The organism is Streptomyces diastatochromogenes (genome assembly GCF_002242805.1).
GTDB lineage: Bacteria > Actinomycetota > Actinomycetes > Streptomycetales > Streptomycetaceae > Streptomyces > Streptomyces diastatochromogenes.
Genome location: NZ_MCGQ01000073.1, coordinates 1 through 24,029, shown reverse-complemented (window position 1 = coordinate 24,029; position 24,029 = coordinate 1). Strand labels below are relative to the sequence as shown.

Annotated in this window: 19 protein-coding genes and 1 pseudogene; 8 read left to right on the top strand and 12 right to left on the bottom strand. The window is 69.3% G+C overall.

Annotation, left to right across the window (positions count from 1 at the left end; all coding sequences use genetic code 11):
• The 5 genes from BEK98_RS44960 to BEK98_RS44940 form a co-directional block, all read right to left on the bottom strand.
• The coding region (locus tag BEK98_RS44960; RefSeq protein WP_143684250.1) for an ATP-binding cassette domain-containing protein at nt 1–149 on the bottom strand (149 nt) is incomplete at its 3' end.
• Complete coding sequence (locus BEK98_RS44955; RefSeq protein ID WP_094222621.1) at nt 146–1,222, bottom strand: ABC transporter permease; 1,077 nt, start codon at nt 1,220–1,222, stop codon at nt 146–148. The genes BEK98_RS44955 and BEK98_RS44960, both read right to left, overlap by 4 nt.
• Nucleotides 1,219–2,301, bottom strand: a complete 1,083-nt coding sequence (locus BEK98_RS44950) for an ABC transporter permease (protein WP_094222620.1) — start codon at nt 2,299–2,301, stop codon at nt 1,219–1,221. Before BEK98_RS44950 ends, BEK98_RS44955 begins: the two co-directional genes overlap by 4 nt.
• Nucleotides 2,298–3,386, bottom strand: coding sequence for a mandelate racemase/muconate lactonizing enzyme family protein (locus tag BEK98_RS44945; RefSeq protein ID WP_094222619.1), 1,089 nt, complete (start codon nt 3,384–3,386; stop codon nt 2,298–2,300). The genes BEK98_RS44950 and BEK98_RS44945 overlap by 4 nt, the downstream gene beginning before the upstream one ends.
• Before the next feature lie 35 nt (nt 3,387–3,421).
• Nucleotides 3,422–4,516 carry a substrate-binding domain-containing protein gene (locus tag BEK98_RS44940; protein ID WP_208643413.1) on the bottom strand — a complete coding sequence of 365 codons (1,095 nt, stop codon included), beginning with the start codon at nt 4,514–4,516 and terminating at the stop codon, nt 3,422–3,424.
• Nucleotides 4,517–4,992: 476 nt separating this feature from the next.
• Between BEK98_RS44940 and BEK98_RS44935 the strand changes: the two genes are divergently transcribed.
• From BEK98_RS44935 to BEK98_RS44920, 4 genes are all read left to right on the top strand, one after another.
• Nucleotides 4,993–6,174: an ROK family transcriptional regulator gene (locus tag BEK98_RS44935; RefSeq protein WP_208643412.1), complete on the top strand. Its 1,182-nt coding sequence runs from the start codon at nt 4,993–4,995 to the stop codon at nt 6,172–6,174.
• Between the two features lie 217 nt (nt 6,175–6,391).
• Complete coding sequence (locus tag BEK98_RS44930; protein WP_094222618.1) at nt 6,392–8,254, top strand: alpha-galactosidase D; 1,863 nt, start codon at nt 6,392–6,394, stop codon at nt 8,252–8,254.
• Between the two features lie 182 nt (nt 8,255–8,436).
• Nucleotides 8,437–10,854, top strand: coding sequence for a glycosyl hydrolase family 95 catalytic domain-containing protein (locus tag BEK98_RS44925; RefSeq protein WP_094222617.1), 2,418 nt, complete (start codon nt 8,437–8,439; stop codon nt 10,852–10,854).
• Between the two features lie 117 nt (nt 10,855–10,971).
• A complete protein-coding gene (locus tag BEK98_RS44920; protein ID WP_244202263.1) occupies nt 10,972–12,192 on the top strand; it encodes an SGNH/GDSL hydrolase family protein in 1,221 nt (406 codons plus the stop codon).
• Nucleotides 12,193–12,242: 50 nt separating this feature from the next.
• On the opposite strand, the gene BEK98_RS44915 is transcribed toward BEK98_RS44920, so the two are convergent.
• Entirely contained in the window at nt 12,243–13,202 is a 960-nt protein-coding gene (locus tag BEK98_RS44915) for a GlxA family transcriptional regulator (protein ID WP_094222615.1), read from the bottom strand.
• 107 nt (nt 13,203–13,309) lie between these two features.
• On the opposite strand from BEK98_RS44915, the gene BEK98_RS44910 reads away from it, so the two are divergent.
• Nucleotides 13,310–13,948 carry an HD domain-containing protein gene (locus tag BEK98_RS44910; protein ID WP_094222614.1) on the top strand — a complete coding sequence of 213 codons (639 nt, stop codon included), beginning with the start codon at nt 13,310–13,312 and terminating at the stop codon, nt 13,946–13,948.
• A gap of 98 nt (nt 13,949–14,046) precedes the next feature.
• Here BEK98_RS44910 and BEK98_RS50545 read toward each other — a convergent pair.
• From BEK98_RS50545 to BEK98_RS44900, 3 genes and pseudogenes are all read right to left on the bottom strand, one after another.
• A pseudogene (locus BEK98_RS50545) lies at nt 14,047–14,181 on the bottom strand (LacI family transcriptional regulator); the annotation flags it as partial.
• A gap of 56 nt (nt 14,182–14,237) precedes the next feature.
• Nucleotides 14,238–14,822, bottom strand: a complete 585-nt coding sequence (locus BEK98_RS44905; RefSeq protein ID WP_244202262.1) for a hypothetical protein — start codon at nt 14,820–14,822, stop codon at nt 14,238–14,240.
• Between the two features lie 147 nt (nt 14,823–14,969).
• Nucleotides 14,970–15,464: a MarR family winged helix-turn-helix transcriptional regulator gene (locus BEK98_RS44900; protein WP_094222613.1), complete on the bottom strand. Its 495-nt coding sequence runs from the start codon at nt 15,462–15,464 to the stop codon at nt 14,970–14,972.
• Between the two features lie 131 nt (nt 15,465–15,595).
• Here BEK98_RS44900 and BEK98_RS44895 point away from each other — a divergent pair, with 131 nt between their 5' ends.
• Complete coding sequence (locus BEK98_RS44895; protein WP_094222612.1) at nt 15,596–16,960, top strand: pyridoxal phosphate-dependent decarboxylase family protein; 1,365 nt, start codon at nt 15,596–15,598, stop codon at nt 16,958–16,960.
• 31 nt (nt 16,961–16,991) lie between these two features.
• Here BEK98_RS44895 and BEK98_RS44890 read toward each other — a convergent pair whose 3' ends face one another.
• The 3 genes from BEK98_RS44890 to BEK98_RS44880 form a co-directional block, all read right to left on the bottom strand.
• Complete coding sequence (locus BEK98_RS44890) at nt 16,992–19,061, bottom strand: SpoIIE family protein phosphatase (RefSeq protein WP_094222611.1); 2,070 nt, start codon at nt 19,059–19,061, stop codon at nt 16,992–16,994.
• 417 nt (nt 19,062–19,478) lie between these two features.
• Nucleotides 19,479–19,685, bottom strand: a complete 207-nt coding sequence (locus tag BEK98_RS44885) for a hypothetical protein (RefSeq protein ID WP_094222610.1) — start codon at nt 19,683–19,685, stop codon at nt 19,479–19,481.
• Between the two features lie 589 nt (nt 19,686–20,274).
• Complete coding sequence (locus BEK98_RS44880; protein WP_167444430.1) at nt 20,275–20,913, bottom strand: TetR/AcrR family transcriptional regulator; 639 nt, start codon at nt 20,911–20,913, stop codon at nt 20,275–20,277.
• Between the two features lie 289 nt (nt 20,914–21,202).
• On the opposite strand from BEK98_RS44880, the gene BEK98_RS44875 reads away from it, so the two are divergent.
• Nucleotides 21,203–22,552 (top strand): diacylglycerol/lipid kinase family protein, encoded by a 1,350-nt coding sequence (locus BEK98_RS44875; RefSeq protein WP_094222608.1) that lies wholly within the window; start codon nt 21,203–21,205, stop codon nt 22,550–22,552.
• Between the two features lie 114 nt (nt 22,553–22,666).
• Nucleotides 22,667–24,029, top strand: a 1,363-nt coding sequence (locus BEK98_RS44870; protein WP_244202261.1) for a flavin-containing monooxygenase, incomplete at its 3' end; no start/stop codon positions are given.

Here is a 24,029-nt window from a genome sequence, read left to right as displayed (position 1 = left end):
ACCTTGATGAGGGTGGACTTCCCCGCGCCGTTCTCGCCCAGCAGCGCGTGCACGGATCCGGCCGTCAGGCGCAGGCCGACGCTGTCCAGGGCCCGTACGCCGGGAAAGACCTTGCCGATCTCCCGGCATTCGAGGAGGACGTCGCTCATTGCGCACCTCCGGCGTTCGGCGGGGCGGCTTCGGCCGTCGGTCCTGGGCCGACCGGTGCCGGCGGGGTACGCCCCTGCGCCTTGCCCTTCTTTTCCAGATGCGTCTGGTGGATGCGGCCGCCGACCACCGTGCCGAGCACGACCAGGCCGATCAGGAAGTTCACCCAGCTGGGGTCGAGCGAGAACTGGGCGCGCGCGGCGTCGATGAGCCGCATGACGAACGCGGCCAGCACCGTGCCGAACACCGCGACGGATCCGCCGTTGAGGGCGACACCTCCGATGATCGGAGCGGCGAAGCTCGGCAGCAGCCAGTCTCCGCCGACGCTGCGGTTGACGCCGGGCAGCGACGCCGTCGCGGTCACGGCGGCGACGCCGACCAGGAGACCGGACAGGGTGTGGGCGAGCACGATCTGCCGGTCGGTGGAGATGCCGGACAGTCTCGCCGCCAGCGGGTTGCCGCCTGCCGCGAGGAGTCGGCGGCCGGCGGTCGCGCGGTACATGAACGCGGCCAGCAGCGCCGCCGCGGCGAGCGCGGTGAGGAACACCAGCGGGAGGTTCAGCGGGGCCGCCCGGCCGAGGTCCTTGAGGGTCGGTGAGTAGCCGTCGATGGTGCGTGTGCCGGCCAGCCGGTACTGGGCTCCGAGCAGGATGGTCATCGTCCCGAGCGTGACGATGAAGCCGTTGATCCGCGTCGCCACGATGAACACACCGGTCACCAGACCGACCAGTGTCGCCGCGAGGACGCCGGCCGCGACGGCGACCGGTGCCGGGACACCGTCGTCGGCCATGAGGACACCCGTCAGACAGGCCGTGAAGCCGCCCAGGGCACCGACTGCGAGGTTGAGCTGTCCGACGCACAGGGCGGCCATCTGGGCGAGCCCGATGAGGATGGGCGTGGCCAGGTACTGCAGGAAGGTCCGTACCGACGGTCCTTGGAAGAACTCGCCCGACGAGGCGACTCCCAGGGCGAGGTATCCGGCCAGCGTCACGCACAGCAGCGTCATGGTCGTGGAGCGGGAGAAGCGGCGCAGGACCGCGCGGGTACGGGCTCCGCGATCGTTGATCGTGATCATGTGGAGCGCACCACCTTGCGATAGGACACGACGGTGCGCACCCGGTCGGCCGACAGGGCCAGCAGGAGGACGCAGCCGAGGTAGATGTTCAGGCTCTCCAGGCCGACGCCGAGCAGATCCAGGCCCTTGCGGATGACACCGACCAGGGAGGTGCCCAGCAGCGCGCCGAGGACGGAGACGACGCCACCGGTGAGGAGGGTGCCGCCGAGGACCGCGCCGAGGAACGAGGGCAGCATGAAGTCGTCGCCGATGGAGGCGCGGAACGTGCCGGTGCCGACGGCCGCCATGAAGCCGGCGAGCGCGGCGAGCAGTCCGGAGAGGGCGTGCGCGAGGATCACGCGGCGCCCCGTGGGGATGCCCGACAGCTCTGCCGCGGCCGGGTTGGCCCCGGTCAGCAGCAGCTCCCGGCCCAGGCGGGTGCGGGTGTACAGGAAACCGAGGCCGCCCAGCGCCAGGACGGTGAACTGTGCCATCTGCGGGACGGCCGGGGATCCGCAGACGGGACCGACGCAGATGTCCGCGAGCGAGGTGGAGCGCAGGTCCATGAGTCCGCTCGGCTGTGTGGTGAAAGCCGCGTTCTCGGTCAGCGCCGAGTAGAGCAGGGAGACCAGTCCCAGCAGGGCGAAGTCCATGGCCAGGGTGACCACGAAGGAGCTGACGCCGGTACGGGCGATGATCCAGCCGGTCAGGAAGCCGATGGCGGCGCCGGCGAACAGGCAGAGCAGCAGGCCGAGTTGGAGCGGCAGATGCAGCCGGTCGTAGCCGAGTCCCGCGAACAGGGCGCCGAAGGCCGCCATCCGGCCGACGGCGAGGTTCATGTGTCCCACGGAGAGGACCACCATCTGGGCGAGCGCCACCACGGTCAGCGTCGAGATGTCCCGCAGCAGGGGGAACAGCACGAGCCGCTCATCGAGGAACGCCGGCCGCAGGAGGCCGAACAGTGCTGCGAGAGCGACGGTGAGCACCAGGAGACCGAGCCGCTGGTTCACCCAGAGCGGCAGCCGTTGCGCGGGCTGCCGGATGGCGGCCGTCCCGTCGGCCCGGCTGTCGTGCTCCGGTGTCGTGACGGGTGTCCTCACGCCACCCTCCTGTTGTCGAGGGCGTCCATGTCCCAGTCGATCCCGATGCCCGGCACGTCCGGCGCCACCGCCCGTCCGTCACGGACCGTCAGTTCGGTGCGGGTCACCGCTCTCAGCTGCGGGATGTACTCGACGAACATGCCGTTGGGCACCGCGGCGGCCAGGCTGACATGCAGTTCCATCAGGAAGTGCGGGCAGACCATGGCGTTGTGGCTCTCCGCCGTGTGCGCGACCTTCAGCCACGGCGTGATGCCGCCGACGCGCGCGGCGTCGACCTGTACGACGGAGGCGGCACCCGACTCCAGGTACGTGCGGAACTGCATGGCGGAGTACATGGACTCGCCGACGGCGACGGGAATCCTCGTCGCGGCCGCCAGGCGGGCGTGTCCGCTGATGTCGTCGGCCGGAAGGGGCTCCTCGAGCCAGTACGGCCCGTGGGGTTCGAGGGCGGCCGCGAGGTGGAGCGCCGAGGAGATGGTCTGGGACTGGTTGGCGTCGGTCATGATGTGCATCGCCGGACCGACCGCCTCGCGGACGGCACGCAGCCGCTCGGCGTCCTCGGCCACGTGCGGCTTTCCCACTTTGATCTTGACGCCCGCCCACCCGGCCTTCTGCGCCTCGAGCGCCGAGTGGACCAGCTCGTCGGCGCTCAGGTGGAGCCAGCCGCCTTCGGTGTCGTAGAGCGGGACCTCCTGGCGGTGGCCACCGGCCAGTCGCCACAACGGTTCGCCGGCGCGCTTGCACCGCAGGTCCCACAGGGCGGTGTCCACGGCGGCGAGGGCGAGGGAGGTGATGGCTCCGGTGGTGGTGGCCCGCGTCGTGGCGAACAGCCGCTGCCACGACGCTTCGACGTTACGGGCATCCGCTCCGACGAGAAGAGGCAGCAGATGCTCCCGCAGCACGGCCAGGACGGACGACCCGCCGGTGCCGATCGTGTAGGCGTAGCCGGTTCCCCGAAGGCCGTCCGCCGTGGTGACTTCGACGAGGATCGTCTCCTGCTTGACGAACACCTGCACCGCGTCCGTGCGGTCCTTCTCCACCTCGATGTCGGCGAGCAGTGCCGTGGCGGTCGTGATGATGGTCATCGTGCGAGGTCCGCTTTCCGTCGAGCCGTCAGTGGTCACTCGCAGACCAGAACCGTGTCCGCGAACTGCTTCTTGAGCTGCTCGGTCTTCGCCGTCCTGGCCGCGTCGTAGGTGCCGACGTTCGTCTTGGTGACCACGAACGAGCCGGAGTCGATGATCTGACCCGGGTGACGCATGGTGCACTGCTTCGTCTGCAGCAGTGCCAGCGCCCAGGTCCCCACCTCGGCCTGCCCCACGGGGTTCTGCACCACGGTGGCGGCGACCGAACCGTCCTTGATCGCGCTGAGGATCTTGGCGTCGTCGTCGATGGCGACGACCTTGGCCCTGGACCCGGAAGTCTTGACCGCGTCCGCAGCGGCGACGGCGGGGTTGTAGGCGGTGGTGACGATGCCCTGGATCCGGTCACCCTTGGCCGCGAGCAGGTCGGAGACCGCCTTCTGCGCGGTCTGCAGGTCCTTGTCGACGTCGGTGACGGTCTGCAGCAGTTTCACCTTGCCGCCGGACTCCTTCACCGCCTTGTCCACGCCCTTGATGCGCAGCTGTGTGTTGGCGTCGACGTTGTTGCCGGTGAGGTGGACGAGGGTGCCCTTGCCGGCCATTGCGCCGATCGCGGCCTTGGCCGCCTTGTAGGCGGCGACCTCCACGTCCGTGGACAGGCAGAAGTCGGCCTTGTCGGTGCCGCCGGCCGGGCAGGAGGCGAGCGAAGCCACGGCGAAGCCCTGTGACTTGAGGTCCGCGAAGGTGGTGTTGATGTCGGTGGGCGACACCCCGAAGATCCCGAACGCGTTGTAACCGCGGGCCGCGAGCGTGGAGATCAGGTTGTTCTGCTTCTGCTGGTCCCACTCGGAGGTCTCGTCGAAGGTCACGTCCCCGAGGCCGTACTCCTTCTTCGCGGCCGCCCCCGCCGCCTTCCAGGGCTGGAAGTACGGATGGGCGCCGCCGGGCACGAGGGCCACCTTCGTGCCCGACCCGTCGGCCAACTCGGCAGTGCCCGTACCGGACTTGCCGGACGCGGCGGCCTGGGCGCCCGAAGACGCACCGGAGTTCTTGATGGTGCAGGCCGCCGAGCCCGCCGTGAGCACGGCGACGGCGACAACGCCCGTCAGGACGGAACGGGTCGGGGGACGCATCTTCACCACTCCCCAGAATCAAATAGGAAACCGGTAGGGCGATGCTCAGCCACGCGGTGCCTCCCGTCAACCCCTTGAACCGCACGCGCGAGGACGATCGACCTTGGTACTGCAGCTCATCGGAGTGCACGCCGGACAGCCCAACACGACGGAGAAGCGCCTGAATCCGGCCATCTCGACCTCCTGATCGAGCGTCACGGACTCCGACGGGGCCAAAATCATATAGGAAATTGAGGACCCCACAGCAGATCCGGCTCCTTCCAGGCACGACCGGGACGCTGCCGGCCACGGACGCGTGATGCACGCGCCGATAGCAGAGCCTGGTGGCCCGCCGCGGGATCCAGGCCTTGGATCAACTGCCCACGCAGGGGGACGAATCTCTCTTTCATCGGCTCAACACGCCTTCGCCAAGCCTTTCAGAAGAAGGATGGTTTTTTCATTGACAGCGGAAAAGATCCGCCCCTAGGTTTCCGGCCATGCGCTCGACCTCCCCCCGTGAGTCGGTCCCGACGATGACTCCGGCCGCCTCCCTGGTCTTCACCACCCTGCTCTCCCACGGTCCGCTCACCCGGGCCGAGGTGGGGCGGCGGACCAGGCTCTCTCCGGCGGCCGTCACCAAGGCGGTCCGTCCGCTGATGGAGCTCGGCTATCTGGTCGAGGGTGTGGACGAGGAGGCGCGGCCCACGGTGGGACGTCCGGCCAACCTGGTGTGGGTGGACGGGGGGAGGGCGCTGTTCATCGGGATGAAGGTGACCGGCGAGGAGGTCATCGCCGTACTGGCCGACCTGTGTTGCCGTATCCGGATGTCCCGGCACGTACGCCTCACGGGCCGCGAGCCGGAGGTCGTGCTCCCCGCCATCACCTCGCTGGTACAGGAGTTGCTCACCGAGGCCATCGGATTCGGTGTGCAGGTACGGGGGTTGGGCATCGCGATCTCCGGGGACGTGGACCGCGCGGACGGTGTGGTCCGCTACTCGCCCTTCCTGGAGTGGCGGGACGTACCACTGGCCGAGCTCGCCGCGACCGCGACCGGACTGCCGGTCACGGTCGACAACGACGTGCGCGCGCTCACGGTCGCCGAGCACTGGTTCGGGGCCGGAGTCGGGCTCTCGGACTTCGCCCTGGTGACCGTGGGCGCCGGCATCGGCTGTGGCCTGGTGGTGCACGGCCGGGTGGTGTCGGGCGCGCACGGCGTGGCCGGCGAGATCGGGCATCTGCCCCTCGACCCGCTCGGCCCCCTCTGCCACTGCGGCAACCGGGGGTGTGTGGAGGCGATCGCGGCGGATCCCGCGATACTCCGTGCTGTGCGCGCGGCCACGGGCAGGCAGGTGACCGATGCGGCCGAGGCGCTGGACCTGGCCCACAGCGGAGACCCGGGTTTCCGAGCGGTCTACGCACGGGCCGGCGAAGCCATCGGCAAGGCCATCGGCTCCCTGGTGAACATCCTCGGTCCCGAGCGGGTGATCATCTCCGGGGAGGGCCTGGCCGCCTACGACCTGTTCGCCGAGGGCATCCGGGACGCGTTCGCCGCGTCCGCCTTCGGTACCGCTGCGCGGTGTGACGTGATGACACGTCCCCTGCCCTTCGAGGAGTGGGCGCGCGGGGCCGCGGCCACCTCGATCCAGACCTTCATGGGGTCAGACACCTACGAGGAGTAGCGATGACGCTGCAGAGCCGCAGCCCGTAGACCACAGCAGGAGCCCACCGCCGAACGGTGCTCCACGGCCTGTCCGGTGCCGGCCGCCACACCGGCCGTGCCCGCTCTCGCCGCCGCCGGCGCAGGGGCCCTTCCAGAAGGACAGCGGGCTCACCAACACCCGTCCCCCACCGGGTACCACCGCACGATTCCTCTCACCCGCCACCAGGAGGCGACCCATGCGGTCATCCCCCTACAGAGCCCTGCGCGGAGCTCTCCCCGCCTTCCCGCGCCGTACCGTCACAGCCGCGCTGGTGCTGGCCATCACGGCCGGACTCGCCACAGCGGTCCCGGCGGCCGCCGACACCGCCATGTCCACTACCTCAGCCGTCACCTCGGCCGAGACCACGGCGGACGCCACCTCCGACACAGCGGCCAAGCCGTACATGGGCTGGTCCAGCTGGAGCATGCAGTCCTCCACGTACCCGGGCCTGAACCCGAACGGGAACTACAGCTACCTCACCGAGGCGAACGTCCTGAAGCAGACCGACGCCCTCGCCACCACGCTGAAGAAGTACGGCTACGACTACGTCAACATCGACGCCGGCTGGTGGATGGACAACAACTGGACGACCGAGTTCGACCAGTACGGCCGGGAGACACCGGACCCGGTCCGGTTCCCCCACGGCATGAAGCCGGTCGCCGACCACATCCACGCCAAGGGCCTCAAGGCCGGCATCTACCTGCCCGTCGGCCTGGAGAAGGGGGCGTACGGCGACGGCAAGGTGCCGATCTGGAACGCCCCCGGTTGCACGACCGCGGACATCGTCTACGGCGACCTGCGCACCACCAACGGCTGGGACAGCGCCTACAAGCTGAACTTCGACAACCCCTGCGCGCAGAAGTACATCGACTCGCAGGCACAGATGCTCGCGGACTGGGGCTACGACTTCCTCAAGCTGGACGGGGTGGGCCCCGGTTCGTTCAAGTCCGGCGACAACTACGACAACGTCGCGGACGTCGCCGCCTGGCACCAGGCCATCGCCGGCACCGGTCGCCCCATCCACCTGGAGCTGTCCTGGTCGCTCGACATCGGGCACGCCGCCGACTGGAAGAAGTACTCCAACGGCTGGCGCATCGACACCGACGTGGAGTGCTACTGCAACACCCTGGTCACCTGGGAGAACTCGGTCAACGACCGGTGGAACGACGCCCCGGCGTGGAGCGGTAGGGCAGGCCCGGGCGGCTGGAACGATCTCGACGCGGTCGACGTCGGCAACGGGGAGATGGACGGTCTCACCAACGCCGAGCGGCAGAGCTACATGACCCTGTGGGCCATCAACAAGTCGCCTCTGTTCACCGGTGACGACCTCACCAGGCTGGACAGCTACGGCCTCTCCCTGCTGACCAACCAGGAAGTCATCGCCGTCGACCAGAACAACTCGCCCGTCGCACGTCCCGTCACCCCGATGGGCGACCAGCAGGTCTGGGGAACCAGGAACTCCGACGGCACGTACACCGTTGCCCTGTTCAACCTCGGCAACTCGCCGGCCTCCGTCACCGCCGACTGGGCATCCTTCGACTTCACCGGCGCCGCCTCCGTGCGCGACCTGTGGAGCCACCAGAGCCTCGGCACGTACAGGAACAAGATCACCGCGTCGCTGCCCGCACACGGCTCACGGCTGTTCACCGTCAAGCCCGGCGGCACCCCGCTGGCGACCACCGGCTACGAGGCCGAGTCCGCGAACAACACCCTGACCGGCAACGCCTCCGTCGCCACGTGCGGTTCCTGCTCCGGCGGCAAGAAGGTCGGCAACCTCTACCTCGACAGCAAGCTGCAGTTCAACGACATCACGGTGAGGAAGGACGGCATCTACACCGTCAACGTCGCCTACGTCAGCGGCGACCCCCGCTCGGTGACCGTCTACTCCAACAGCGGCAACGGCACCAGCCTGCGGTTCCCCTCCACGGGCGACTGGGGCACGGTCCGGACCGTCAGCGTCCAGCTGGCCCTGAAGGCGGGCTCCAACAGCATCACGTTCGACAGCGGCTGGGACTACTCACCCGACATCGACAGGATCGACGTACCCAAGTCCGCCTGACCCTCCCGCGGGGACCGGTTCCGACACGTCCCCGGGCCCCGCGCCCGGGGACCGTCACCAGTCCCCCGCGGTCCCGCAGCGCCCGGGCACACCCACGCCCGCCGTACTCACCCCACGCAACGCCCGGCGGCCCGCATCCGCCGTTCCCGCATGCGCCGTTCCCCGGACATGGAGTGCACATCGTGGACACCCAGCACACCGAATCGCGCGACAACCACCCGAGCCGCAGGGGCTTCCTCGCGCTTGCCGCCACAGCCGGCGCGGCCGCCGCCCTCGGCGGTCTGCCCGCCTTCACCGCCTCGGCGGCCCCCCTCCGCCCCACCTCCTCGCCCCTGCTGTCCGCGGCCGCCGCCGCGAAGAACCAGCTGTGGTGGCGGAGTCCCGGCTCCGCCAACTCGATGATCCAGCAGGGTCTGCCGGTCGGGAACGGGCGCCTCGGAGCGCTCGCGAGCAACGACCCCGCCGGCGAACTGCTGACGATCACCGACGCCACCCTGTGGACCGGTGGCCTCAACGACACCCTGCAGAGCGACGGCCAGTTCCCCTACGGCCGGGACGACTTCGGCTCGCTGACCCTGCTGGCCAAGCTCACCGTCGACCTCCCCGGGCACGACCTGGGCTCCGTCGACAACTACCGTCGCACCCTGGACCTGGCCCAGGGCCTCGTCAGCGCTTCGTACGACCTGTCCGGCGTCACCTACCAGCGGCAGATCTTCGCCAGCCGCCCCGACGACGTCATCGTCCTGTACTTCTCCCAGCAGGGCGGCGGCACCTACACCGGTACCGTCTCCCTCGCCGGCACGCACGGCGAGTCCACCACCGCCGACAGCACCGGGCGCTCCGCCTCGTTCGGCGGCTCCTTCGCCAACGGGCTGAAGTACGGCGCCGCCGTCACCGCGTACAGCAGCACCGGCACGGTCGCTGTCAAAGGTACGGCGATCTCCTTCAGCGGCTGCAAGGACCTCACCGTCGTAGTCAGCGGCGGCACCAACTACGCGCCCGACGCGGCCGCCAAGTTCCGCGACCCAGCTCTGGACCCGGAGCGCCTGGCACGGACCAAGGTCCTGGACGCGGCCGGTCACTCCGCGAGCACCCTGCTGTACACCCATGTCGCCGACTTCCGCCCCGTCTTCGAGCAGCTGGACATCACCCTCGGCACGTCGTCCACGGCACAGCGCAGGCTGGACACCTGGCAACGGGTGCAGGCCCGCTACCGGGACAACGTCCCCGACCCGGAACTCGAGGCCGCTTACCTGCAGTTCGGCCGCTACCTGATGATCTCCGGGTCGCAGGGGAGCCTGCCGATGGGTCTGCAGGGCCCGTGGCTGGACGGCAACGACCCGGACTGGATGGGCGACTACCACACCGACATCAACCTCCAGATGAACTACTGGCTGGCCGACCGGGCGGGCCTGTCCGACTGCTTCGACGCCCTCACGGACTACTGCCTCGCACAGCTGCCTTCCTGGACGGACGTCACCCAGCGGCTGTTCAACAGTCCGACCAACAGGTACCGCAACTCCAGCGGGAAGATCGCCGGTTGGACGGTGGCCATCTCCACCAACCCCTACGGCGGTGGCGGCTGGTGGTGGCACCCGGCCGGCAACGCCTGGCTCTGCCAGAACCTGTTCGAGCACTACGAGTACACCCAGGACCGCGCCTACCTCGAAAAGGTCTACCCCCTCATCAAGGGCGCCGTGGAGTTCTGGGAGGCCCGCCTCATCACCACGACCGTCACCGACGCCTCGGGAGCCTCGCGCGAGGTCCTCATCGCCGACAGCGACTGGTCCCCCGAGCAGGGTCCGCTGGACGCCAAGGGCATCACCTACGCCCAGGAACTGGTGTGGAACCTCTTCGGCAACTACCGCACCACGACCGGGATCCTCGGCAAGGACACCTCCTACAGCGCGACCGTCGAGGGTCTGCGTCAGCGCCTGTACCTGCCCGTGGTCAGCCCCAAGACCGGCTGGCTGGAGGAGTGGATGTCGCCCGACAACCTCGGCGAGACCACACACCGGCACCTATCCCCGCTCGTCGGCCTCTTCCCCGGCGACCGGATCCGCCCGGACGACTCCACGCCGAAGGACATCCTCGCCGGCGCGACGGCCCTCCTGACCGCCCGCGGCATGAACAGCTACGGCTGGTCCAACGCCTGGCGCAGCCTGTGCTGGGCCCGGCTGAAGAACGCGGAGAAGGCCTACCAGCTCGTCGTCAACAACCTGAAGCCGTCGGTGGGCGGCAGCAACGGCACCGCGCCGAACCTCTTCGACATCATGGACATGGGGCAAGGCCGCGGCATCTTCCAGATCGACGCGAACTTCGGCACCCCTTCCGCGGTCATCGAGATGCTCGTCTACTCGCGGCCGGGTCACGTCGAGTTGCTGCCCGCCCTGCCCGCCGCATGGGCGGCATCCGGCTCGGTGTCCGGCGTCGGCGTCCGCGGCGGCTTCGTCGCCGCCCTCAAGTGGAAGAGCGGCAAGGTCACCCAGGTGACGCTGAAGAGCGTCGGCGGCCGTGACACCACCGTCTTCGCGGGCGGCGCCTCACGCAGGATCAGCCTCAAGCCCGGCGAGTCCATCACGCTGAACAACCTCGGCTGAGGTGCCGTCAAACCCACCCTGCCGCGAACGAAGAGAAGAGTGGAGAGAACGACGATGTCCCCGGAAAAGGAAAGAACGGCCGCGAGTCGCCGACCTCGTCGCAGATCCTTGCTGACCGTGTGCGGCGCGCTGACCGGCACGGTCCTGACGGTCGTTCCGCTGAGCACCGCGAACCAGGCGAGCGCCGCCACGTCCTCGTCGCCGGACAAGGGCACCAGGGTCAGCGCCTGGTCGCCCAGCATGACGACCGGCGGCCCGTCCTTCAGCAACCAGACCATCCGGATGGTGGTGCACAGCAGCGTCGCGGGCTCGGGCGCACGCATCACCCTGTCCAACCGGTACAGCACCACCCCGCTCGATGTCAGCGCCGTGGATGTGGCCGTCCAGGCGAGCGGTGGAGAGGCGACGCGCGGCACCACGCGGAACGTCACCTTCGGCACCTCCCGCCACGTCACCATCCCCGCCGGCGAAGAGGCGGTCAGCGACGTCATCCCGATCTCGGTCAGCGCCGGCGAGAACCTGCTCGTCAGCCTCTACGTGCCCGGCACGTCGGGCACGTCGACCTGGCACTCCGACGCGTTCGACACCACCTACATAGCCTCCGGCAACCACGCCGGTGACGACGGCACCGCCGCGTTCGGCACCACCACGACCTCGTGGTACTACCTGGCGGGGCTGGACGTCCTGTCATCGACCGCGAGGGGCACCGTCGTAGCCTTCGGTGACTCCATCACGGACGGCTACCACTCCTCGACCGGCACCTACACCCGGTGGCCCGACTTCCTCGGACGCCGGCTGGGCGCCGGACCGGGCCCGCAGAAGCTGAGTGTCGTCGACTCCGGTATCGGCGGCAACCGCGTCCTCACCGACGTACCCAACCTGTGGCAGGGCGTCAGCGCCCTCAAGCGCTTCGGGCACGACGCCCTCGGCCAGCCGGGTGTCAAGGACGTGATCCTCTTCGAAGGCATCAACGACATCGGCAACAACGCAGGCCCCGACGGCCAGGCGCTGACCGCCCAGGACCTGATCAACGGCTACCGCACCCTGATCGACGAGGCGCACGCCGCGCACGTCAACGTCATCGGCGCGACCCTCATGCCCGACGAGGGCAACGGCTACCACACGCCTGCCGCCGAGGCGATCCGGCAGGACGTCAACCAGTGGATCCGTACCAGCGGTGCCTTCGACGGCGTCATCGACTTCGACCGGACCATGCGTGATCCCGCGAACCCGGCCGCCCTCGATCCGGCCTACGACTCGGGCGACCACATCCACCCCAACGACGAGGGGATGAAGGCGATGGCCGACGCGATCGACCTACGGCTCCTGCGCACCTGACGCACACAGGCACCGGTCCCCTCGGAGGCCGGTCACCCTCCGGGCGGCAGCTACTGCGGTCGGCGGGTGGTGGTGAAGCGTTTCCGGTAGTGGGTCGGCGTGGTGCCCAGGTGGCGGGCGAAGGCGCGGCGGAGGGTCTCGTCGGAGCCGAGCCCGCTGTGGTGCGCTGCCGCGGTGACGCTGTGCCCCTCCAGGAGCAGCTGCTGCGCGCGGTCGAGGCGGACCCGCTCGACCCAGCGTGCGGGTGTGGTGCCCAGTTCGGCGCGGAACAGCCGGGCCAGGTGGCGAGGGCTGACAGCGGCGGACGCGGCCATGGCGGGCAGGCTGTGGTCGGCGGCCGGATCGGCGAGCACGGACGCGATCAGTGAGCGCAACAGGTCACTGCGGGCAGGTGGGGTGGTGATGGCCGTGGAGAACTGCGACTGCCCGCCGGGACGTTGCATGAAGACGACCAGTTCCCGCGCGATGTCCCTGGCCACGTCGGCGCCGTGGTCGTCCTCCACCAGAGCGAGGGTCAGATCGATGCCCGCGCTGATGCCCGCGGAGGTGACGTACCGCCCGTCGCGGACGTGGATGGCGTCCGGCTCGACGCGCACCCGGGGGTAGCGGCGGGCGAACGAGGCCGCGTGCCGCCAGTGTGTCGTCGCGCGGCAGCCGTCGAGCAGGCCCAGCTCTGCCAGGACGAAGGCGCCGGTACACACCGAGGCGATCCGTGGCGCCGGTGCGGCGAGGGCGCGGGCCGCGGCCAGCAGCTCGTCCTCGATCGGCTGTTGGGCCAGCCGATCGCCTCCGGCGACCACGACCGTGTCGACCGGACCCGAGTCGGCCGCCGTGACGGTGCCGGTCAGCGCCAGCCCGGCGGAGGTGGTGACCGTACCGCCACTTGGGGAGACCAGCACCAGCTCGTAGGGGGGAGCGTGCCGACTCGCCTGATGGAGCACCTCCGACGGACCGCTGACGTCCAGCATGGTCACGCCGTCGAAGACCACAAAGCCAACCCGATGCGTCATGTCCGAATCCGTGGTTTTCCTGGCAGTGATGACATGGCCCAGCCTACGGCGGCGGTGAACCCTGGAGGCAGATCACCGATCAAGAAGACGAAGGAGATGGACGAGGGATGAGCGAAGTGATCGCAGGCGTGGAGATCCCGGACACGGCGCTGGTGCGGGAGGCGACCGAACTGGTCCGTGAGGCGGCCTCGCCGCTCGTGTTCCACCACTCGCGGCGGGTCTTCCTGTGGGGTTCGCTCCGCGGCCGGGAGCAGCGGCTCAGCTTCGACCCGGAACTGCTGTACGTGGGGGCGATGTTCCACGACCTCGGGCTCACGAAGGGCTTGCGCCGCACCGACCAGCGCTTCGAGATCGACGGCGCGGACGAGGCCCGCCGCTTCCTCCACGCCCATGGCATCACCGGCGAGCCGGCCGACCGCGTCTGGACCGGCATCGCCCTGCACACCACCCCGGAGATCCCGCTGCACATGGCACCCGAGATCGCCCTGGTCACCCGCGGAGTCGAGCTGGACGTCCTGGGGATCGGCTATGACGCGGTCTCCGACGTGCAGCGCGCGGCGGTCGTCGCGGCGCACCCGCGCCCGGATTTCAAGAACGGGATCCTCACCGCGTTCACCGAGGGCATCAAGGACCGCCCGGACACAACCTTCGGCAACGTCAAGGCCGACGTACTGGCCCACCATGTGCCCGGCTTCCGACGCACCGATTTCGTCGAGGTCATCAAGAACTCCGCCTGGCCCGAGTGACCGGGCGGGCTGCTACCGGTCAGCAGACGGGCGGCCTGTTCGACGGCAAGTGCCCCGAGTCTGCTGGTGTCGAGCGCCACGCTGGACAGCTGAGGCTCGACGACGTGCCAGCCACGGGCCCGCGCCGCTTCCAGTGCCGCGGCGGCGGCCTCGGTGAAGAACGGGTTGAGCAGGTCAGGGATCACGAGTCCGACGGTGATCGTGTCCATCACCCACCGCATCGCCCGCGAGGGCATCGAGACCTCGACGCGGCTTGGCCGTCACCGCTGCCCAACCAGCGCAGCAGGACTCAGGTGTTGGCGGCGCCATAGTGCAGGACGTCGCCTTGTGGAAGCAGGTATCCGATGTCCCGCGTCTGCGGCAACTTTCCTGCCAGCGTCGATGCGTCGGTGCAACCAGAGACCTCGAAGCCGATGACCCCCAGGCTGAAGGAGGCGCTCTTGAAGGTCTCGGTCCCGATGGCAGCCAACCAGTCGTCCATCACGTTGGACCTGAAGAACGGCTGACCGTCCCAGTACGCAAGACCCGCGTGATCCAGCGCCCCTAGGGGGACGTAAAAGTCCAGCCAGTCGCCACCTTCGTCACCGCCGCGGATCGCCACGCAACCGCACACGACCAGTTGGCCCGTCGGCAGCCGGACCTGACCGTGAAGGTGGCCGAACTCGGTCAGAGAGCCAACCGTGCACGGCACGGGATCCTGCTCCTCAGGCTCACGGTCTCTCTGCCCAAAACACCCGTGGACGTCTGCGGCGGACCACAGAGCGCTCAGGACGGACTGAAGCTGGTCGTCAGCGCTCGATCCAACCTCTATGGCCAGCTCGTAGTAGCCATCGGACCAGTTGGTCCGGTCCCGGAAGGCAGCAGGACTCGTCATGACGCGATCATGCGGCAGAGCCCAGCCCAGTGCCACCCGCATTCACATGCCCAGCCGAGCCGATTGAGATGACGTCTCAGGCACTCTCGTCGTAGCCGCCTCTCGGCCGGCCAGTACCCCGCTCTTCGATGCGTTCGTCCGTGGCCCTCATCCCGCGTCGCCGCGAAGCGCCCTGGTGATCTCGCTCAGCGCGCTGGTCATCCGGGCGTAGTCGTCGGCTGCCAGTGGCTTCACGAAGTACTCCTCGACCACCTGGGCATGGACGGCCGCCGCGCGCAGGAACGTCGTGCGTCCCTCGGCGGTCGGTTCCACCAGGGCCACCCTCCGGTCCCCGGGTGACGGGACGCGGCGGACCAGGCCGGCGTCCTCCATACGGTCGATCAGCCGAGTGGTGCCACTGCTGGTCAGGGTGAGGTCGTCGGCCAGCTGCCGCTGGGAGACCTCCTCGCCGGGCTGGCGCCAGAGCCGTATCAGCACCTCAAGCATGGTGTGGCTGATTCCGCACTCCCGCCGCAGCGCGCTGTCGATCCGCTGTTCCAGGCGGGTGGCGGACTTGATCAGCAGGCCGAAATCCCGCACGAGCCGGCTGTTGGCGGCGCGGGCGGCTTCGTGCTCGTCGTGGTGCTGGGGCGTGGCGTTCATCGCCGCCGAGCTTACTGCTCCCTCATCTACTGCTCCCTCGACTACTGCCTTCTCAATTACTGAGCAAGCAATTGCTGAGTAGTCAATGAAATCCTACAGTGGGCGCACACGCACGAGCGAGAGGAAGATCAGTGGATCTGCAGCACTGGCTCGGCCGAGCCACGCACGCGATACAGGACTGGGCCGACACGTTCGGTGCCTACCAGCCGCACCCGTCCCTCCAGGTGGACGACGACCGCTTCGCGGCGGCGTTCGAGGAGTTCACCGGGCGGCTGAAGGACAACTACCCCTTCTTCCACCCCCACTACGCGGGCCAGATGCTCAAGCCCCCACACCCTGCCGCCGTGGTCGGCTACCTCGCCGCCATGCTGATCAACCCCAACAACCACGCCCTGGACGGCGGCCCCGCCACCGCGGCGATGGAACGCGAGGCGGTCGCGCAGCTCGCCGCCATGTTCGGCTACGACACCCACCTCGGCCACCTCACCACCAGCGGCACCATCGCCAACCTCGAAGCCCTCTTCGTCGCCCGCGAACTCCACCCCGGCCGGGGCGTCGCCCACAGCGCCGACGCCCACTACACCCACGGCCGCATGTGCCATGTCCTGGACATGACGAGCCACCCCGTCCGCACCGACAGCCGGGGCCGCATGGACCTGGACGCGCTGGAGGACCTGCTGTGCACCGGGGCCGTGGGCACCGTCGTCCTCACCACCGGCACCACCGGACTGGGCGCAGTCGACCCCGTCCACGAGGTTCTGCCCCTCGCCGAGCGCTACGGCGTCCGCATCCACGTCGACGCCGCGTACGGCGGCTTCTTCACCCTCCTCGCCGGTGCCGACGGCCCCGAGGCGCTGTCACCCGAGCCCTGGCGGGCCGTGGCACAGGCCGACTCGATCGTCGTCGACCCGCACAAGCACGGACTCCAGCCCTACGGCTGCGGCGCCGTCCTCTTCCGCGACCCCGAGGTGGGCCGCTTCTACCTCCACGACTCGCCCTACACCTACTTCACCTCGGCCGAACTCCACCTCGGCGAGATCAGTCTGGAATGCTCCCGGGCCGGCGCCTCCGCTGCCGCCCTGTGGCTGACCTTCCAGCTTCTCCCGCCCACCCGCGACGGGCTCGGTCAGGTCCTGGCCGCCGGCCGGCGAGCGGCGCTGAAGTGGGCGGAAATGATCGAGGCATCCGAACTCCTGGAGCTCTACCAGCAACCCCAGTTGGACATCGTCACCTATTTCCCCGCCGTCGACCCGGCGACCCTCACCGGCATCGACGCGGCATCCGCCCGCATCCTCGCGGACGGCATGGCGAACCCCGACCCCGTCTTCCTGAGCACCCTCAAAGCCGGCCGCGAGGCGTTCGCCGCCCGACACCCCAAGATCACCGCGGATGCCGACGGCGCCCGGATCCTCCGTAGCGTCCTCATGAAGCCGGAGTCCGAACACCACGTCGAGCACCTGCACGACCGGATCGAGCGGCTGGCCAAGACCGGCTGAGCAACGGGGGCTTGTCCCGCCCTCTGACAGCTCAGGAGTGGGCTCGGGCGATGAGCAGAGCGACGTCGTCCTCGCCTCCGGGCGGTCGCAGAATCTCCAGGATGCGGTCGCAGGTGCGTTCCGGATCGTGGCCGCGTGTCGCCGTGAGGGCGTCGAGAAGGGCGTCCAGGCGGGAGTCGATGGGTGCGCTTCGGCTTTCGACCAGGCCGTCGGTGTAGAGGGCGAGTTCGTCGCCGGGGTGGAAGTCAATGGTGGTGGCCTCGAAGGGGACACCACCGACACCCAGCGGTGCGCCGGTGGGGAGGTCGAGCAGTTGCGCCGCGTGCCCGGCACGCATCAGGGCTGGGGGCAGGTGGCCTGCGAGGCAGATCCGGCACTGGCCCTGGTGAGGGTCGTACACGCAGTAGATGCAGGTGGCGATGGTTTGCTCGATGCCCTCGGTCAGGTGATCGAGGTGCCGCAGGGCCTCGGCGGGGGCAAGGTCGAGTTCGGCGAAGGCGCGGGCGGCGGTGCGAAGTTGCCCCATGGTGGCGGCGGCATTGATGCCGCTGCCCATGACGTCCCCGACCACCAAGGCGGTCTTGTCTCCCCGGAGAGGTATGGCGTCGAACCAGTCGCCGCCGATCTCGCTCGTGGCGCCGGCGGGCTGGTAGCGGCAGGCGACCTCCAAGCCCGGCAGGTGTGAGGGGGGCTCGGGAAGCAGGCTTCGTTGGAGGGTGAGGGCCGCGTGTCGCTGGGTCTGGTATCCACGGGCGTTGTCGATGCAGACCGCGGCTCGAGCGGCCAACTCGCAGGCGAGGAATGCGTCGTCGTCATCGAACGGAGTGGGGTTCCGGGTACGTTTGAGGTCGAGAGCGCCGAGGACTTCGCCCCGGGCCACGAGCGGTACGGCCAGGTAGGAGTGCACGCCTGCCGCCGCGAGGAGGGCGGCGGCCTCGCCATGCCGTGCGATGCGCTCCAGATCCCCACGGGTTGTGTGGGGCACCAGTACCGGTTGACGGGTGCGCACACACTGGGTGATCAGCCGGTCACTGTCGTAGCGGGCCGCTCCCCCCGGCGGGTCGGCCGCGCTGACCGCCTCGGTGGAGTCGGCCGCGCTGACGGCGAGGGCGCGGAAGAAGGCCGGGCCCTCGTGCGGCGCGGTCCGGCCTTCAAGGGCGCTGTCGAGTACGTCCACGGCTGCCACATCGGCCAGGACCGGTACGACGACGTCGGCAAGCTCGCGCGCTGTCGTCTCCAGATCGAGAGTCGTACCCACCGAGGCGGAAGCCCTGGCGATCAGTGCCAGCCGTTGCCGGGCCTGCGCCGCTTCCGCATTGGCGCGATGACGCTCGGTGACGTCGATGACGGAGTAGGCGAGGCCCAGGACCCGCCCGCCGGAATCCTCCAGCCGGTAGTACGAGACGGACCAGGCGTGCTCGTGGTCGGGATCGGCGGGGGGACGACAGACGATGTCGCGGTCCACGACCGACTCGCCCGTCTCCAGGACACGGCGTAGACGTGCCTCGGGGTCCGTGTCCAGGAAGGTCAGGACCTCGCCGACCGGCCGGCCGAGACGCTCGGCGGCGGACTGACCGGTGATGCGTTCGAGAGCAGGATTCACGGCCAGGTACCGCAGGTCCGGGTCCAGAATGGCCAGCCCGACCGGGGACTGGGACACCAGACGCATGGCCAGGGCGGCATCTCGCTCGACCCGCTCCACGGCTGCCTGGTCCGCGGCAAGGCCCAGGACGTAGGTGTCACCGAGGTCGTCCAGCAGCCGCATGTTGCGGAACTCCACCAGGCGGGTGCTGCCGTCCTTGTGCCGGATCGGGAAGGCCCCGGCCCAGTCGGTGCCGGATTCCATGACCTCCGCGAACAGCTTGATCACCTCGTCCCGGTGCTCCTCGTGGACCGTCAGCGGAGCCGCGTACTGCCCGAGCGCTTCTGCTGCCGTGTAGCCGAACAGCTCCTCGGCCTTCGGGCTCCAGAAGACCACCTGGCCCGTCGTATTCAGGACCACCGCGGCGACGCTGAGCAGATCCAGCAGGCCACTGGGCGGCGCGGCAGGACCCGCCGTCGACCGGCCGTCGCCTGCTCGGGAGGAGTCCATCGTGCCCATGTCTCATTTTCCTTCCCGCTCGGCGCCTTGGCTCGTGCCGTACCGGCGGGCGTGCTGCCTCCATCCATGGTCGTCCCAGACCGAGGCAGCACACACCTGGACCCGGAATCCACCGAGGGTCTGGGCCTGCGGCACCGAGGGCGCACGGTGGACTGGCGCGGCAGCCACTGACGCCCGCACCGCCATCAGGACCGCGAGCGGTAACCACTCCGGCTTTGACCAGGTCGACGCCGTGAAGGGAGACCCCGCGCACGCATGCCCCCCTCCCCACGGCGAAGGGGACCCGGTCGATGCGCCGGCGCCGCTCCGGCTCGGCCTCGATGAGTTCCCGCAGGATGCTGCGGCACATGCGAGACCGTGGAGGTTGAACACCCCCACGGTCTCGTCAACTTCCCCGAACGCCTGTGTGCGAGCCGATCACGGCAAGGCGATGAAGCTCTCGGCAGTCGGCGGAAGGGTGCCGCTGGTGCAGACGTGGCCCGATGCCGGGACCGTCGTGCCGTCGAGCATCTTGGTCAGGTCCACCGCGACCATCTGGGTCGCTCCCTCATTGACCATGAGGGCGATGGCGTGTCCACTGTTCGGCGACTGGTACGCGATCAAGGTGTGCGGATCCAGTCCCATCGCGTAGCTCTGGCTCTGGTTGCCCGGCCTCAGGTCCGACGTATTGAAGAACGTCGTCGTCCCCGACGGACACCTCGTGATATTCCCCCGTTTGTACGACGGCTGGACGCTGTGCGTGGTCGTCGGCGGTCCAGCGGAATTCCCCCCTGCCGTTGCCGCAGTCGGGATCGCGACAGACCACAGCGCCATCGCGGCGCCCAGAGCGCAAAGTGCCCTGAATGGCCGCGTTCGGCCAGTTCTTCTTTTCAACCTAGTCCCTCTTATGTTGTGAGTCCCCACGCTTATTCCGTGAGTCCTCGCATTACTGAGAGCATCTCTCCCGACCAGTCCAGACAGCACGCCTGCCGCTAACCGCGTGCGAACTTGTGTCTGCCTAGTGGCCGCATTGCCCTGAGTTTTGAGGAACTTTGATGCTTTGTCATCGCCCGAACGTGTGGGTCGGGCGTTCTGACCGACCGGTCTGGGTACGTCAGTCCGGCCGGAGTTCTGTATTCCTGTCCGCCTTTTGCGCCCGCAGCCCGGAGAACCGACCCGCCTGGTGCTCAGGATTCCTGACGCCCGCCGCCATCCCGGTGATCCGGGCCCGACATCACTTGTCGGTGGCCTCCGGGCTCACCGTGGCTGCCCGTGCGAGCAGGGTGTCCAGCAGGGCGAAGACCTGGTCGGGGTTGCTGCCCTCGGGGTCGGCGAGCCAGGCCAGGATCATCCCGTCCATCACCACGGCGAGGAGTTCCCCGAGGGCCTGGCCACCACCGGGGAGATCCACGTTCTGCTCGGCCATCCAGGAGGCGGCCACTTCGGTGGAGGCCTCCCGGTAGGCGGCGTACTGACGGCGGGCCAGGTCCCGCAGCGCGGGGGTGCGCAGCGCGAGGGCGGTCAGTTCGTAGAAGGCCAGTTGCCTGCCCGGCCGCTTCTCCTCGTCGTGCCGGGCCACTTCGAAGGCCGCCCGCAGCCTGTCCGCCACGCCCAGGTCGGAGCCGTCGGGGGACACCGCGGCCGCGTGCTGCCGCAACTCCTCGATGACCTCGGTGATGAGCTCTTCGAAGAGTTCCTCCTTACCGGAGAACCAGTAGTGGAACATGCCGTGCGGCAGCCCCGCCTCCTGTGTGATGCGGCGCGTCGTCGTCGCCCCGACCCCCTCTCTGGCGATCACCGTTCGGGCGGCGTTGAGCAATTCGACGCGGCGGGCGTCGTCGGGCCGACGGCGTGGGGATCGGGTGGTGGGCATGGGGGTATCCTTCCACATCACGTGACCTGGTCAGTTGGCCAAGTCACGCGGGCTCGGGCACTCCGACCCCGGCATCGCCGAGGGATCCATGTGACCGCGGAGGCGCTGATCATGTTCACCGTCTTCGCCGGGTGCTTCCCCATCGACGATCCGCTCACCAAGCCGCTGCGCGGGGCCCGGGGACACTGATGTGGCCCGGTAGTACGGTCGGGCCACGTCAGCCTCGGCCCGTACCTGTCGCAGTCGTGTGGATCCGCTCAGCGAGGTCCGCTGCCGATCGGAGGACTCCATGAGCGCAGACCTGTGCGGCTCCGCCCACCGGCGACATCGCTGGGCGGCCAGGGCCGCACTGGCCGCCGCAGCCCTGGCCGTGCTGTTGCCCGCCGGGTACGGAGGAGCGGAGGGGATCCTGACCGCCGTGGCAGGGCTCGCCGGTGCGGTCGTCACCGCGGCGGCCGTGTGGTGGACCTTGTCCCGCCGCGGCCTGGCCCGGGTGGCCGCGGCCGCGCTGGCCCTTGCGGCTCCCGCCGCGCTCATCGCTCTGTTCGTATTCACGTTTCAGTGGACCCTGGTCCTGTCCCTCGCCCTCTGGGCCCTGGCCGTCGGGGCGGGACGCTATGCGCTGCGGAAGGACGGGGAGCGCAACCATCGGATGAAGGAACGCCGGACGGCACCCCCGGTACGCCCGTTCCTGATCATGAACCCGCGTTCCGGAGGCGGCAAGGTCGAGCGACTCGGTCTGCGGGGAAAGGCCGAGGAACTGGGAGCGCGCGTCATTCTGCTCGGCTCCGAGGAGCAGCAGGACGTCGCCGCACTGGCCCGGGCCGCCGTGGCGGACGGCGCGGACCTGCTCGGTGTCGCCGGCGGTGACGGCACTCAGGCACTCGTCGCGGCGGTCGCCGCCGAACACGGCATTCCGTTCCTCGTCATTCCCTCGGGCACCCGCAACCACTTCGCGATGGACCTCGGCCTCGACCGGGACGATCCGGCGTCCTGCCTCGACGCGCTCGTCGACGGCGTGGAAATCCGCGTGGACCTCGGGTTCGCCGCGGACCACCCGTTCGTCAACAACGCCTCCTTCGGCACGTACGCGGCGGTCATCCAGAACCCGGCCTACCGCGGGGGCAAGGTGACCACCGCCTTCGGCATGCTGCCCGACCTGCTCAGTCGCCGGCTCGGCCCGAGACTCACGGCACGGGCCAAGGGCATCACTCTCAGCAGTCCACAGGCCGTGCTGGTGAGCAACAACCCGTACGGCACGGGCGATCCGCTGGCCCTCGGCCGACGCGAACGGCTCGACTCCGGAAGGCTGGGGATCCTCGGCGTCACGGTGGACAGTGCCACCGAAGCGGCAGCGCTTCTGCTGGACCCGCAGCCGCGCGGAGTGGCCCTGCGGACGGCCCGCAGAGTGCTGGTCGACAGCGACTCCGAGGTGATCGACGTCGGCATCGACGGGGAAGCCCTGCGGCTGCCCACACCGGTGCTCTGCCGCATCGCGCCCCGCGCACTGCGGGTACGCGTCCCCCGGAACCGTCCCGGCGTCCCCCCGGCCCAGCCCCGGCTGGACTGGCGCCGACTGCGTCAACTGGCAGCGACCGTCGGCCGCGCCGCCGCTCCCCACCACCGCGCTCCGTCCTGACGACACACCGCGTCCACGACGCCGATCATCTGCGCTGATCACATGCCCAGGTCGATTGACTTGGCCACTTGGCCAGATATGCTTTCCGCACGCTCTGACAGAGAGGTGGCCACAGTGACCACACACGCACTCCGGGCCCCGGTCCACGCCGAACTGCCTGTCGCGATCATCGGAGCCGGCCCCGCAGGACTCTCCGCAGCGCGGGCGCTGAAGCGGTTGGAGATCCCGTACGTCCAGTTCGAACGTCACTCCGACGTCGGTGGCATCTGGGACATCGACAATCCCGGTTCACCCATGTACCGCTCGGCGCACTTCATCTCGTCGCGCGGCAAGTCGGGCTTCTTCGACTACCCGATGCCGGAGGACTTCGCCGACTACCCCTCCCGCGAGCAGATCCTTCGCTACACCCGGTCGTTCGCGGATGAGTTCGGACTGCGCGAGGCGATCCGGTTCGACACCGCCGTCAGCTCGGTGGAGCAGGACGAGGACGGCGCCTGGACGGTGCTCACCTCGACCGGAGCCACACGGGCGCGGGCGGTCATCTGCTGTTCCGGAGTGAACTGGGACGCCCGGACTCCCGACGTGCCGGGTGACTTCGGCGGACGGACCATGCACTCCGTCGAGTACGTCGATCCGTCGCTGTTCCGCGGGAAGCGCGTGCTCGTGGTCGGGCTCGGGAACTCCGGCGCCGACATAGCCTGCGACGCCGCCGCGAATGCCGACGCCGCGTTCATCAGCACGCGGCGCGGCTACCACTTCGTGCCCAAGCATGTCTTCGGTATGCCGGCGGACGAGACCGAGTGGCTGCCGATCTGGGCCGAGCGTCTGGTCTACGGGGTCGTACGGCGGGTGATGGTGGGCGACGTGAGCCGCTGGGGACTACACCGCCCCGACCACCGTCTGTTCGAGTCGCACCCGCTGCTCAACACCCAGCTCCTGCACTACCTCCAGCACGGCGAGGTCACCGCCAAGCCGGACATCGCGCGCTTCGACGGCGCCGAGGTCGTGTTCGCGGACGGCTCCCGCGAGCGGATCGACCTCGTCCTCTTCGCCACCGGCTACGACATGACCATCCCCTACGTACCGGCCGACTGCTTCTCGTGGAAGGGCGGCCGGCCGCAGATGTACCTCAACGCCTTCAGCCGGGAGCGGCACAACCTCTTCGGGCTCGGGTACCTGGAGGTCAACTCCAGCGCGTACACGCTGTTCGACCGGATCTCGCACGTGATGGCGCAGTATCTCCACGACCAGGTGAACCGGCCCGACCGTGCAGGGAAGTTCGAGCGGCTCATCCGCGAGGACCGCCCTGACCTTTCGGGCGGGATCAAGTTCGTCGGATCCGACCGCCACGCGGCCTACATCGAGGTGCGCGCCTACAAGAAGTACCTCCGCACGCTGTCCAAGCGGCTGGGCTGGTCCGGGCTGACCCTGGGATGGTTCGACGCCGTCCGCGTCGCACCATCCCAGGGTCAGCCCG